Source organism: Bradyrhizobium oropedii, from assembly GCF_020889685.1.
Lineage (GTDB): Bacteria > Pseudomonadota > Alphaproteobacteria > Rhizobiales > Xanthobacteraceae > Bradyrhizobium > Bradyrhizobium oropedii.
Genome location: NZ_JACMYO010000219.1, coordinates 1 through 12,549, shown reverse-complemented (window position 1 = coordinate 12,549; position 12,549 = coordinate 1). Strand labels below are relative to the sequence as shown.

Below are 12,549 nucleotides of genomic sequence, written 5' to 3'. Positions count from 1 at the left end.
CGCACCGACCTCGCCCGCCTGCCTGAGGCGCAGCGTCCGGCAACCGCGTCGGCGATCCGGCCGTTGCCGCCGCCGATCATGGTGTCGAACCCCTCGACTGAGAACGTCGACCAATCCTCGCAGCAGCGTCCGCCCTACGCCGCCGGCGCCCAAGATTCGAACCGCGATTCGAATCGGCTGACGCCGCCGGCCGACATCCCGGTCCCGGTGATCCAGGCGCCGCTCGACCTGCGCGCCGACGCGGCTATACCTGCGCCGAAGAATGACCACACCTCGGTGACCGACGACATGTTCTCCGGCATGAAGTCGATGTTCCACGCCGTTCTGCCGAAGTAGACCGAAGCGTCGGCCTACCCCTTCCCGATGGGTTTACTTCACGCGAATTGCTAGCCGCCGGTGCGCGCCAGCCCGCTGCGCGCGTTGCCGTCATTCGGCCGCAGCGCGAGCACGCGATTGTAGGACGCCGCAGCCTTGGCCTTGTCGCCAAGCCGCTCATAGGTCTGGCCGCGCGCACTCCACGCCGCAACGTTGTTGGGATCGGCCTGCACGGCCTCGTCGAGGTCGGTGGCGGCTTGCCTGGCGTTGTCGAGCGCAAGGTAGCTGGTGGCGCGGCCGATCAGCGGCTCGGCCTTCTGCGGCGACAGCCCGCTGGCCGCCGTGAAATCGTCGATCGCCTGCTGATGCTGTCCGCGGCCCTGATGGATCAGGGCGCGGCCGTAGAGCGCCTGGATGTTGTAAGGGTCGGCCGCCAGGGCCTGTTCGAACTCCACCATCGCCTCGTCGAGCTTGCCGGAGCGCGCCAGCACCTGCGCACGCGTGGTGTGATCCTTGGCGCTGTTGATGTCCTGCGGCGTGATGGTGTCGGCGGCGGGCTTGTCGGCGGTGGCAGCCGGCTTCGGCTTGTCGTCCGAGCCCCACGACCCGAGGTCGAACGAGCAGCCCCCGAGCGGCAGGCCGAGAATTACCGCAATGATGACGAGGTGCGGGGCGCGACGGCGGTGCGCAGGTTCCGGGAAGAGGGGGCGGGGTGCCGGAACAGCCATCATGCAAAATGCTCTTGCCGGTAATTTTGCATGGGTCCCCGGAACGCGGCTTGCTTCAAAACGACAACGCGGGCCCGTGGCCCGCGCTGTTAGACTTCCAAATCGGCAAAACGGTTCAGCGGGGGCCGCGACTGGCGCCTGCACCACCGGGACGGCCGCCGCGGTCGCCACCGGGACCAGCGCCGAACACCGGCTTCGGCTTCATCGGCAGCAGGCCTTCGCGCTGCAGCTTCTTGCGGGCCAGCTTGCGCGCGCGGCGCACGGCTTCAGCCTTTTCGCGAGCCTTCTTCTCAGAGGGCTTTTCGTAGTGACCGCGGAGCTTCATCTCGCGGAAAATGCCCTCGCGCTGCATCTTCTTCTTCAGCGCCTTCAGGGCTTGGTCGACATTGTTATCGCGGACGAGAACCTGCACGCGGCATCCTCTTTTGAATTGATCGGTTCGGAATTCTGGCAAGGTAAAGGGGCGGCAAAAGGCCTGCTTCTCAACCCTAGGCGCGCGCATGTATCAGACAAACGCGCAGATGTCCACCGGTCGAGTGACTTTCGGGCCTAGTAAAGCCACGAAATGGGGCGAAAATGCCTTTGTGCGGCCCTGATTTGGGTGGTTTGGCGCCAGGATCGAGGCCGCTCCCGGAGTTTTGGATAACCCGGACATTGGAAATAGGGGAGATGCCACATGGAGATGAAGAAATACGCGGCCGAGCTGATCGGTACGTTCTGGCTCACATTCGCGGGCTGCGGCAGCGCTGTCATCGCAGCCGGCTTTCCGCAGGTCGGGATCGGCCTGGTCGGCGTGTCATTGGCCTTCGGGCTGAGCGTGGTGACCATGGCCTATGCGATCGGCCATATCTCGGGTTGCCACCTCAATCCGGCCGTGACGGTTGGGCTTGCTGCGGGTGGGCGTTTCCCGGGTGGTCAGGTGCTGCCTTACATCATCGCGCAGGTCGCCGGCGCGATCGTCGCGGCCTGGTTGCTCTACGTGATCGCGAGCGGTGCGCCCGGCTTCGATGTCAGCAAGGGTTTTGCCTCCAACGGCTATGACGCGCACTCACCGGGCCATTACAGCATGGTGGTGTGCTTCATCACCGAGGTCGTGATGACCATGATGTTCCTGTTCATCATCATGGGATCGACCCACGGCAAGGCGCCGGCCGGCTTCGCGCCGCTCGCCATCGGCCTTGCGCTGGTGATGATCCATCTCGTCAGCATTCCCGTCACCAACACGTCGGTGAACCCGGCGCGCAGCACCGGACCGGCGCTGTTCGTCGGTGGCTGGGCGCTGGGGCAGCTCTGGATGTTCTGGGTCGCGCCCTTGATCGGCGGTGCGCTCGGCGGCGTGATCTATCGCTGGCTCAGCGACGAGCCGGCCGGCATCGTCGCCGGCGTGAAGACGGCGTGATCTATCGAATGGGATCGTGGTCGCCACGATCCCATTTTCATCGATGCGTGGAAGCGCCGTTGGAATTATGGTTTGCGGGGCGGCGTCACTTCGGTGACGTGGCCCATCTTGCGGCCGGGACGCGGCGTGCCCTTGCCGTACAGATGCACGGTGGCGCCGGGAACGGTGAGCCATTGCTCGTAACTCAGGATGTCGTCGCCGATCAGGTTGGTCATGGTGACCTCGCCGTGGCGCACCGGCTTGCCCAGCGGCCAGCCGGCGATCGCGCGGATGTGCTGCTCGAACTGTGAGATCGAGGCGCCGTCGAGCGTCCAGTGACCGGAATTGTGCACGCGCGGCGCGATCTCGTTGACCAGCACCGTCGCCTTGCCGTTGCCGGGCACCACGAACAATTCCACCGCAAGCACGCCGACATAATCGAGCGCAGTGGCGATCTTTTCGGCGATCGCGCGCGCCTGCGCCGCAAGCGCCTCGGGGATCGCGGCCGGCGCGCGGGAGATCTTCAGAATGTGATCGCGGTGCTCGTTCTCGGTGACGTCGAAGCATTCGACCTCGCCGGAGGCGGAGCGGGCCGCGATTACCGAGATCTCGCGCTCGAACGGCACGAATGCTTCGAGGATCGCCGACTTGGTGCCGAGATCGTCCCAGACCTGCTCGATGTCATCGCCTTGGCGGATGATGGCCTGGCCCTTGCCGTCATAGCCGAAGCGGCGGGTCTTGATCACCGCCGGCAGGCCGATGCGTTCGATCGCGGTGCGCAGCGTGGCGACCGAGGAAACGTCGGCATAATCGGCGGTGCCGATGCCGAGCTTGCTGATGAAATCCTTCTCGATCAGCCGGTCCTGCGTGGTCTCGAGGATCTTGTACGCGGGCAGCACCGGGCGGCGCGCGGCGAGCACCATCGCGGTCGCGGCCGGAACGTTTTCGAATTCATAGGTGACGACGTCGACATCGTTGGCGAACAGTTCGAGCGCCTCGACGTCGGCATATTCCGCGCAGGTCGCACGCTGCACCACGTCGAAGGCCGGCGAATCCGGATCGGGCGAAAACACCTGGCTGCGGAGCCCGAGACGCGCTGCGGCCATCGCCAGCATCCGGCCCAATTGTCCGCCGCCGAGGATTCCAATGGTGTCGCCCGGCTTCAGCTTCACGAGGTTCGAAGCCGTCACGCCGTGCCCTCCGGATGCTCCTTGACCGCATCGGTCTGCTGCTTGCGCCAGGCCGCAAGCCGGACCGACAAAGCGGGATCGTTGAGCGCGAGCACACTCGCCGCGAGCAACGCGGCATTGATCGCGCCGGCCTTGCCGATCGCGAGCGTCCCGACCGGGATGCCGGCCGGCATCTGCACGATCGAATAGAGCGAATCGACGCCGGACAGCGCCTTCGATTCGACGGGAACCCCGAACACCGGAAGTTCGGTCAGCGCGGCCGTCATGCCCGGCAGATGCGCGGCACCGCCGGCGCCGGCAATGATCACCTTGTGGCCGGCCGCCTTGGCACCCTTGGCGAAGGTATAGAGCCGATCCGGGGTGCGGTGGGCCGAAACGATGCGCGTTTCGCAGGCAACACCCAGCGCAGCCAGGGTCTCGGCAGCATGGCGCATGGTTTCCCAGTCGGACTGGCTTCCCATGATGATGGCGATCGGAGCGGTCATCTCTTCAATTCTGTTCAGGAATCCAAAAGCATAGGCCGATTATAGGGGCGGCCCGGTTCTCATCCAAGGCGTGGCAAGGGAGTTAGAATGGACTATCCTGTCTTGGTGAATCCCGGCAAGCCTTCATAAGCAGGCCTCAACAAGGATGCGCATGAAGAAGAAGACGATGGCGGCCGCCTCCGGAGCCGCAAAGCGACGGAAAGGCGCGCCTGCGGCGCGTAAATCCGCACCGGGCAAAAGAACTGGAACCAGAGGCGCTGGAACCAAAGCGGCCGGAACCAAGGCTGCGACGCGCGGCGCGCTCGCGCCCAGCGACAAGTCCACGATCCGCAGGTTGCGGGCGCAGCTGGCACGGGCCCAGGCCCGGATCGAGGAGCTGCAGGCCTCGTCCGAGACCGATTTCCTGCTCGACATCCTGAACCGGCGCGGCTTCGAGCGCGAGCTCGTCCGTTCGCTGTCCTTCATCAAGCGCTACCAGGCCTCCGGCGCGTTGATCGTGCTCGACGTCGACCGCCTCAAGCCGATCAACGATGCCTTCGGGCACGCGGCAGGCGACGAGGTGCTGAAGGCGATCGTTGCCGCGATCTCGGACCAGGTGCGCGCTTCCGACGTGATCGGCCGTCTCGGCGGTGACGAGTTTGCGGTGCTGTTGTGGAATCTCAGCGAGATCGACGCGCGCGCCAAGGCGGCTGCGCTGGAAGAAGCGATCGATCGCCTGACCTTCGTGTTCCGCGGCAGCCGGGTCTCCGCCGGCGCCTCGGCGGGCGTTGCGATCCTCACCGCGCATTCCGATGTCGATCGGGTTCTCGATGAGGCCGACCGTGCGATGTATGTGCGCAAGGCGCAGCGGCGTCATGAATCCCAAGGGATTCCAGAGGATCCTGGAGGTTACAGCGCACCCAGGTCTTCAGGCACATTGCCGTAGGCGCGCAACAGCTTGGCATCGCCGAATTCGCCGATCGCTGGATCGCCGGTGCGGCTGAACGCGACGGCGCCGATGCTGCCCGGCATCCGCGACATGGTCTCCGCCCGGCGCAGTGCGATCGCCGAGCTCTGACATTCCTCGGCGCTGCCGGCGACCGGCGAGCCGTCGTCGTCCTGCATGAAGGGCAGTGCCACGTAATAGGTCACGTCGGTCATTGCTTGCTCCCCTTAAGATCAGGCGGCGTCGCTCGCGGCCTGGGTTCGCGCCGGTACGCAGCCGGCGGCAATCGCGGCCTGCAATTCCTCGAGCTCGGCTTCCAGATATTCGTTGGCCATGATCAGCGCCTTGATGGTGCTGCGCAGGTTGCCGTCGCACATCGCGATCGCCTGATCGCAGGCCTTCTCGTAGTGGCTGTGCTCGGGCAGGGAAGGCGGTGCGGACATGGCGGAACTCCCTCTGATGGCAGGCGGCTGGGTCAGTATGTTCTCTTTTTGTTCCAAAGGAGTCAAGCGTGGATCACCACGCGCTCGTCCGTTGCCGCGAACGTGAAGCCCGACGTGATGCCAGCGAGGCGCTGTGGATGACGGGGAAAACCGCGGGGCCGAGCGAACCTGGGCCGGCCAACCGCGAGGCGTCCGCAGCCGCCGGCGCGTCAGGCGATGATGTCGGGCGTGATCTGGTCTTCGATGAAGGCGATGCGATCGCGCAATTGCAGCTTCCGCTTCTTCAAGCGTTGCAGCATCAAGAGATCCGGCGCTGGCGACTGATGCAACGCGTCGATCGCGGCATCGAGGTCGCGGTGCTCTTGTTGCAGACGCGCAAGCTCGGCGAGGAGTTCACGCTCATCCTGATCGTTCATGGTTGTGTATTAACTGGTAAGCACGACGAGGTTGTTGCGGCCGAAGCAGCCGCTTACCGGAATATCCTCCCTGCGCGCGCGCCGCGCAAGCCGAACCGGTTCCACAGTCACGATTAGTTACAGATAAACCGAAATGCGTGCCTGCGGCATATCGCTTCTCCTATCGACAGCCCAATCCACTCGTGTACACTTGTTGGTCCGGATCGAACCTGAGGTTTAACGCACCGAGGAGTGTTCGCAATGGCGATACAGGCCCATCTCGTTGAGCTGGAGCGTAAACACAAAATACTCGAGAACGAACTGCACGAAGCACTCGTTCACCCCTCCGTAGACGACCTGCATATTTGCGAGCTGAAGCGCCGCAAGCTGATGGTCAAGGATCAAATCGAGCGGTTGAGACTTTCCGCCGACGACACGGTCCACTAAGTCCCCGTAAATCAGCAAATAATCCTGACCTTTCACCGAGGGATGAACGCCGTGGCGCGCATCCCCCGGGAGGCCATGCTGCGTTTGCCAAGCTGTATTTGCTCAGCGCCCTGCCAGCTCGCCGACGTGGTCGGCGACAGCGAGCGATGACGTCAGTCCGGGGGACTCGATCCCAAACAGGTTGATCAGCCCGGCGACGCCGTGATCGGCCGGGCCCTGGATCAGGAAGTCCTGGGTCGCGACCGCCGGCGGCACGATCTTGGGCCGGATTCCCGAATAGCTCGGCATCAGTGCCCCATCCGGCAGGGTCGGCCAGTATTTCCGGATCGCCGGATAGAACCGCTCGGCCCGATCGGGGTCGACGGCATAATCGATGTGATCGATCCATTCGACGTCGGGGCCGAACCGCGCCTGTCCGGCCATGTCGAGCGTCAGGTGGACGCCGAGCCCGCCGGGCTCGGGCACCGGATAGATCAGCCGCGAGAACGGCGCTTTGGCGCTGCAGCTGAAATAATTGCCCTTGGCCAAATAAGCTGTTGGAATCAATTCGATCGGCATGCCCTCGACATTGCGCGCGACCGCCGTTGCGCCGAGGCCGGCGGCGTTGACCAGGAGATCGCAGGCGAGCGTCATCGGCGCCGCACCGCCGGCCTCGATCTCGAACCCGTCAGCGGTGACCCTGGCGTGGAGCAGCGGCGTGTGGAAGGCGAAGGCCGCTCCGGCTGCCTCGGCGTCGCCGCGCAGCGCCAGCATGTAGGCATGGCTGTCGATGATCCCGGTGGAGGGCGACAGCAGCGCCGCGTCGCAGTTCAGCGCCGGCTCGAGCGCGCGTGCCGCCTCGCCCGACAACAGCTGCATGTCGTCGACGCCATTGGCCGCGGCATGCGCGCGGATCGACTGCAGCTTTTCGGTCTCCGCAGGCGTGGTGGCGACGATCAGCTTGCCGCAATTCTTGTGCGGAATGCCGTGCTCGGCACAGTAGCGGTAGAGCGCCCGCTTGCCGCTGACGCACATCCGCGCCATCAGGCTGCCGGCGCGGTAGTAGATGCCGGCATGGATCACCTCGCTGTTGCGTGACGAGGTCACCGTGCCGATCCCTTCGGCCTCTTCGATCACAATCACTTCGCGGCCGGCCTGTGCCAGCCTCCGCGCCACCGCGAGGCCGATCACCCCCGCACCGACGATCACGCAATCAACCCTGTCCATCTCGTCCTTCAGGTCCGAAAAATTCCGCACAACCACCGGATCGCCGTTGCCGCTAACATCGTTCAGCCGATCCGATCGCCTTCTGCAAGTGCTGATTAGGCAAGTGCTTGGGCCATCTCAAATAGTCGGGGAGCCATGCCCCGTTAGTGGAGCATTAATCATGTCAGGGCAATTGCCGTGAATTAAGTCGCATTGTCCAGTTGCATCAGTACGCGTTTACCCGATCCAAACCGCCGGAGCCGGACACTCGCCCGAGAAATCTTCGGGTGATCGATGGCTGGCAGGAAGTGGCAGGCGGGCGGGAAGAATTCGATTCCGGCAAGGGCCGTGCTTTGCCTGATCGCTGCCGTCGTGCCGTACGGTGCGGCCCGGGCCGCCTCCGATGCCTTCGCGCCGTCGACCTATCTCGGTGACCTTGATCCCGGCGTGGTCTGGGAGCTCCTGATCGGCAGCGTGGTGGTCGCGTCCTTTCTCGGCGCGATCGGGCTCTGGGTCCTCTCGGCCCTGCGCAAGGCCAAGCGTGCCCAATTGCGGCGCAACGCCTTCGTGTCGTCGGCCCTCAATCATCTGAACCAGGGCGTGGTGATGACCGATGCGCGCGAGCGCATCGTGTTCTGCAACGACCGCTATCTCGACATCTACGGCCTGTCGCGTTCCGATATCAGGCGCAACATGACCGGCACGGAGCTGCTGGAGCTGCGCCGCGACCGCGGCGTGCTCGACGTCACCGCCGAGGATTTCTTTGCCCGGGCCGCTTTGCCCGAGGGGCTGGTCACCGAACTGCCCGGCGGCAGGTCGGTGCTGGTGAAATATTTTCCGCTGCCGAACGGCGGCTCGGTCGCGACCCATCTCGATTGCACCGACCAGCGCAAGCTGTCGCGCAAGCTCGCCTCGACCACGCAGTTCCTGGAGTCGGTGCTCGACAACGTTCCGGTCTGCGTCGCGGCCAAGAACATCGAAGACGGCCGCTACATCTTCGCCAACCGCGCGTTCGAGCGCTTCTCGCGCTTCTCGCGCGACCACATCGTCGGCAAGCGCGCCGACGAGATCTTCCGCACCGAGACCGCGCTCAGCATCGACACCGCCGACCGCGCAGCGCTGGACGCGCCGGAAGGCTATCACCGCAGCGAGTTCTTCGTCGAGCGCGGCTCGGAGAAGCGCATCCTGGCGTCCAACCGGGTGATCGCCCGCAACGAAGCCGGCGAGCCGGAATTCCTGATCGCACTGTTCGAGGACGTCACCGACCGCCGCTCGCTGTCGCGCGAGCTCGAGAACAACAAGAAATTCCTCGAGCTCGTGGTCGACAACATCCCGGTCTCGCTGATCGTGCAGCGCGTCACCGACGGCCGCTACCTCCTGGCCAACCGCAGCGCCGAGACGATCCTCAATCGCCGCCGCGAGGACGCCGCCGGTCTCACCGCTTCCGACATCTTCAACGCGCGCGAAGCCAAGCTGATCGTCGCCCGCGACGAGGCTGCGATCAGGAAGCGCAGCATGATCGCCGAGGAGCATCCGATCTCGACCAAGGACGGCCTGCGGCTGTTCCTGACCCGCCGCATGACCGTGCTCGACGACAATGGCGAGCCGCAATATCTGATCAAGACCCATGAGGACGTCACCGACCGACGCCAGACCGAGTCGCGCATGGCGCACATGGCCTATCATGACGGCCTGACCGATCTGCCGAACCGCGCCGCCTTCCTGCAGGCGCTGACCCAGATGATCGAGGCCTGCGACGGCACCGACGAGGAGTTCGCCGTGCTCTGCGTCGACCTCGACGGGCTGAAGGAGATCAACGACGTCTACGGCCATGCGATGGGCGACAAGGTGCTGATCGAGGTCGCGCAGCGCTTGCAGACCGTGGCGCGCGGCGGCGTGGTCGCGCGGCTGTCCGGCGACGAATTCGGCCTCATCATCGACGGCAAGCAACCCGCCGCCGGCATCGCGCTGGCCGAGCAGGCCGCCGAGGCGTTGGGTGAGGATTTCGCGATCGACGGCAAATCGGTGCGGACCGGCCTCACCACCGGCATCGCGGTGTTCCCGCACAACGGATCCGACGCGGCCTCGCTGCTGGCCAATTCCGGCGCGGCGCTGTTCCGCGCCAAGGCGAAGTCACGCGGCACGATCTCGATCTTCGAGCCGGACATGGACCAGCAGATCCGCGATCGCCGCGTGCTGCACCAGGAGCTGTCGGTCGCGATCAAGAACGGCGAATTGTCGCTCTACTACCAGCCGCAGGCGGCCACCGGCGCGAGCGTAGCGAGCAGCCAGATCATCGGCTTCGAGGCGCTGGCGCGCTGGCACCATCCGCAGCGCGGCTTCGTGCCGCCGAGCGACTTCATTCCCCTCGCGGAAGAAAGCGGCCTCATTGTCGAGATGGGCGAATGGATCCTGCGCGAAGCCTGCCGCGAGGCGGCCTCCTGGGCCGTTCCGATGCAGGTCGCGGTTAACCTGTCGCCGGCGCAATTCACCCATGGCGACCTCGTCGGCCTGGTCCATTCGATCCTGCTCGAGACCGGGCTGACGCCCGACCGGCTCGAACTCGAAATCACCGAAGGCGTGTTGATCGAGGATTTCGACCGCGGCCTGTCGCTGCTGCGGCGGCTGAAGGCGCTCGGCGTCCGCATCTCGATGGATGATTTCGGCAGCGGCTATTCCTCGCTGAGCTACCTGCAGGCGTTTCCGTTCGACAAGATCAAGATCGACCGCGCCTTCGTCATCAATCTCGGCCGCAATCCGCAATCGGCCGCGATCGTGCGCGCGGTCATCGATCTCGGCCACGGCCTTGAAATGTCGATCGTCGCCGAAGGCGTCGAGACCGAGGCGCAACTCGGCTTCCTCTCCGAAGAGGGCTGCGACGCGGTGCAGGGCTATCTGATCGGCCGGCCGGCCCCGATCGGTCAATTTGCCGCGCTGGTCGGCGGCGACCGGCTTGCCGAAACCGTACGCAGAGCCGGGTAAACTGATCCGAACCGTCGGGTCGGCCCGGTCGGCCGTGCTTGCCATCCGCTGCACGTCCGGTTACCGTCGAACCACCACATCATTTTCGTGCCGAGAAAGGAGGGCTGCGTCGTGGCGAGATTCAATGATCCCCACCTCAAGCGTGGCCCCGTCAACGCCCTGCAAATGCGTTTGCAGGGCTGACCGGAAACTCGGCTAAAATCTCTTCCTGGTCTGCCCTTCGTGGCCGTGCGGCGTCGAACGCTTGAGCGTTCGCGCCTGCACTTAAATCCCTCGCCGCGCTTCGACACGCACATCCGATGATGGCTGGATGCCTCGGGATGACGTCGTGATTGCCGGCAAGACCAGAGAATTGATCGTGACCCTCATCAATGTCCGCAATCTCGGCGTGACGCTGAACGCGCCGCTGTTTTCCGAACTGAATCTCGTCGTCAATGCCGGCGACCGGATCGGGCTCGTGGCCGCCAACGGCCGCGGCAAGTCCACGCTGCTGCGCTGTATCGTCGGCGTGATGGAGCCCAATGAAGGCGACATCACCCGCTCCCGCGGACTGACAGTCGGCCATGTCGAGCAGGATGCGCCGATGAGGCTGATGGATACGCCGTTCCATGCCGCCGTGCTCGAGGCACTTCCCGGCGAGCAACGCGCCGGCGAGAGCTGGCGGGTCGACGTCGCCCTGCAATCGCTCGAAGTGCCTGAGGAGCTGTGGCAGCGGCCGCTGAAGCAACTGAGCGGCGGCTGGCTGCGGCTTGCGCTGCTCGCCCGCGTGCTGGTGACCGAGCCCGATGTGCTGCTGCTCGACGAGCCGACCAACCATCTCGACCTCGCCAAGATCGGCCGGCTCGAGGCCTGGCTGAATGCGCTGCCGCGTGAGATGCCGGTGGTGATCGCAAGCCACGATCGCGCCTTTCTCGATGCGACGACCAACCGGACGCTGTTCCTGCGCCCGGAACGGTCGCAGCTGTTCTCGCTGCCCTACACCGCGGCGCGCGCGGCGCTCGACGAATTCGATGCCTCGGACGAGCGGCGCTTTCAGCGCGACATGAAGGCCGTCCGGCAGCTCCGGCAGCAGGCCGCGAAGCTCAACAACCTCGGCATCAATTCCGGCAGCGACCTTCTGCTGTCGAAGACCAAGCAGCTGAAGCAGCGTGCCGAGAGGCTGGAGGAGACTGCGAAGCCGGCGCACATGGAACGCTCGGCCGGCACGATCAGGCTCGCCAATCGCGACACCCATGCCAAGGTCCTGATCCGGCTGAACAACGCTGCGATCGCCACGCCCGACGGCAGGCCGCTGTTCAGGACCGGCCAGCAATTCATCTGCAAGGGCGACCGGATCGCGCTGCTCGGGCCGAACGGCGCCGGCAAGACCCGGTTCGTCGCGGCGCTGCGGCTGGCGATCGAGCGCCCGGAGGCAGCAATGGCGGAAATCAGGGCCACCGAGTCGCTGGTTACAGGCTATTGCGATCAGGCGCTGGCCGATCTCGCAGATAGCGATACGCCGATGCGCATGCTGACGCGACGCTTCGAGGTCGGCGATCAGCGTGCGCGCGGCCTGCTCGCCGGTGCCGGCCTCTCGATCGAGATGCAGGGCCGTCCGATCGGGCGGTTGTCGGGCGGACAGAAGGCCCGGCTCGGCATGCTGGTGCTGCGGCTCACCCAGCCGAACTTCTATCTGCTCGACGAGCCGACCAACCATCTCGACATCGAGGGCCAAGAGACGCTGGAGGCGGAACTGATGGAGCAGCAGGCCAGCTGCCTCCTGGTGTCGCACGACCGCCAGTTCGTGCGGACGGTGGCCAACCGGTTCTGGGTGATCGAAGGCAGGAAGCTGATCGAGGTCGATGGACCCGAACATTTCTTTGCGTCCGTTGGAGCAGGCTGACGCCTGATGCCTTTTTTCCGCGAGCACATCTTCCGTTCGCATGGAAATGCGATAGGCGTTGGGCATGGCGGACTATGACGTTGCGATCATCGGCGGTGGCCTCAACGGCACGAGCATTGCGCGTGACGCGGCCGGCGCGGCCTCCGCGTGATCCTGCTGGAGCAGGGCGATCTCGGCTCCGGCGCCTCGCAGGC

At 65.2% G+C, this 12,549-nt stretch carries 13 protein-coding genes and 2 pseudogenes; 7 read left to right on the top strand and 8 right to left on the bottom strand.

What is annotated here, in order from left to right; genetic code table 11:
• A pseudogene (locus H8A95_RS37185) lies at window positions 1-336 on the top strand (hypothetical protein); the annotation flags it as partial.
• Window positions 337-386: 50 nt separating this feature from the next.
• Here H8A95_RS37185 and H8A95_RS37180 read toward each other — a convergent pair.
• Window positions 387-1,046, bottom strand: a complete 660-nt coding sequence (locus H8A95_RS37180; RefSeq protein WP_229187586.1) for a tetratricopeptide repeat protein — start codon at window positions 1,044-1,046, stop codon at window positions 387-389.
• Between the two features lie 112 nt (window positions 1,047-1,158).
• Window positions 1,159-1,455, bottom strand: coding sequence for a 30S ribosomal protein S21 (rpsU, locus tag H8A95_RS37175; RefSeq protein WP_163159653.1), 297 nt, complete (start codon window positions 1,453-1,455; stop codon window positions 1,159-1,161).
• 264 nt (window positions 1,456-1,719) lie between these two features.
• On the opposite strand from rpsU, the gene aqpZ reads away from it, so the two are divergent.
• A complete protein-coding gene (gene aqpZ, locus H8A95_RS37170; RefSeq protein WP_229187585.1) occupies window positions 1,720-2,442 on the top strand; it encodes an aquaporin Z in 723 nt (240 codons plus the stop codon).
• A 65-nt stretch (window positions 2,443-2,507) separates the two neighbouring features.
• On the opposite strand, the gene H8A95_RS37165 is transcribed toward aqpZ, so the two are convergent.
• Both H8A95_RS37165 and purE read right to left on the bottom strand, forming a co-directional pair.
• A complete protein-coding gene (locus H8A95_RS37165) occupies window positions 2,508-3,611 on the bottom strand; it encodes a 5-(carboxyamino)imidazole ribonucleotide synthase (RefSeq protein ID WP_229187584.1) in 1,104 nt (367 codons plus the stop codon).
• Window positions 3,608-4,096 carry a 5-(carboxyamino)imidazole ribonucleotide mutase gene (purE, locus tag H8A95_RS37160; RefSeq protein ID WP_229187583.1) on the bottom strand — a complete coding sequence of 163 codons (489 nt, stop codon included), beginning with the start codon at window positions 4,094-4,096 and terminating at the stop codon, window positions 3,608-3,610. Before purE ends, H8A95_RS37165 begins: the two co-directional genes overlap by 4 nt.
• A gap of 145 nt (window positions 4,097-4,241) precedes the next feature.
• Here purE and H8A95_RS37155 point away from each other — a divergent pair, with 145 nt between their 5' ends.
• Window positions 4,242-5,021, top strand: a complete 780-nt coding sequence (locus H8A95_RS37155) for a GGDEF domain-containing protein (RefSeq protein ID WP_229187582.1) — start codon at window positions 4,242-4,244, stop codon at window positions 5,019-5,021.
• Here H8A95_RS37155 and H8A95_RS37150 read toward each other — a convergent pair.
• The 3 genes from H8A95_RS37150 to H8A95_RS37140 form a co-directional block, all read right to left on the bottom strand.
• Entirely contained in the window at window positions 4,985-5,236 is a 252-nt protein-coding gene (locus H8A95_RS37150) for a hypothetical protein (protein WP_229187581.1), read from the bottom strand. The genes H8A95_RS37155 and H8A95_RS37150 overlap by 37 nt on opposite strands.
• Before the next feature lie 18 nt (window positions 5,237-5,254).
• The gene (locus H8A95_RS37145; protein WP_229187580.1) at window positions 5,255-5,464 is read right to left on the bottom strand and encodes a hypothetical protein; all 210 of its coding nucleotides are present in this window, start codon (window positions 5,462-5,464) and stop codon (window positions 5,255-5,257) included.
• A 209-nt stretch (window positions 5,465-5,673) separates the two neighbouring features.
• Window positions 5,674-5,880: a YdcH family protein gene (locus tag H8A95_RS37140; RefSeq protein WP_024583705.1), complete on the bottom strand. Its 207-nt coding sequence runs from the start codon at window positions 5,878-5,880 to the stop codon at window positions 5,674-5,676.
• Between the two features lie 240 nt (window positions 5,881-6,120).
• Between H8A95_RS37140 and H8A95_RS37135 the strand changes: the two genes are divergently transcribed.
• Window positions 6,121-6,306 carry a YdcH family protein gene (locus tag H8A95_RS37135; RefSeq protein ID WP_050422666.1) on the top strand — a complete coding sequence of 62 codons (186 nt, stop codon included), beginning with the start codon at window positions 6,121-6,123 and terminating at the stop codon, window positions 6,304-6,306.
• A gap of 102 nt (window positions 6,307-6,408) precedes the next feature.
• Here the strand turns inward: H8A95_RS37135 and H8A95_RS37130 are convergent, their stop codons facing one another.
• Entirely contained in the window at window positions 6,409-7,524 is a 1,116-nt protein-coding gene (locus H8A95_RS37130; RefSeq protein WP_338028040.1) for an NAD(P)/FAD-dependent oxidoreductase, read from the bottom strand.
• A gap of 261 nt (window positions 7,525-7,785) precedes the next feature.
• Here H8A95_RS37130 and H8A95_RS37125 point away from each other — a divergent pair, with 261 nt between their 5' ends.
• From H8A95_RS37125 to H8A95_RS37115, 3 genes and pseudogenes are all read left to right on the top strand, one after another.
• A complete protein-coding gene (locus H8A95_RS37125) occupies window positions 7,786-10,473 on the top strand; it encodes a sensor domain-containing protein (RefSeq protein ID WP_229187578.1) in 2,688 nt (895 codons plus the stop codon).
• A 310-nt stretch (window positions 10,474-10,783) separates the two neighbouring features.
• Window positions 10,784-12,355: an ABC-F family ATP-binding cassette domain-containing protein gene (locus H8A95_RS37120; RefSeq protein ID WP_229187577.1), complete on the top strand. Its 1,572-nt coding sequence runs from the start codon at window positions 10,784-10,786 to the stop codon at window positions 12,353-12,355.
• 64 nt (window positions 12,356-12,419) lie between these two features.
• A pseudogene (locus tag H8A95_RS37115) lies at window positions 12,420-12,549 on the top strand (FAD-dependent oxidoreductase); the annotation flags it as partial.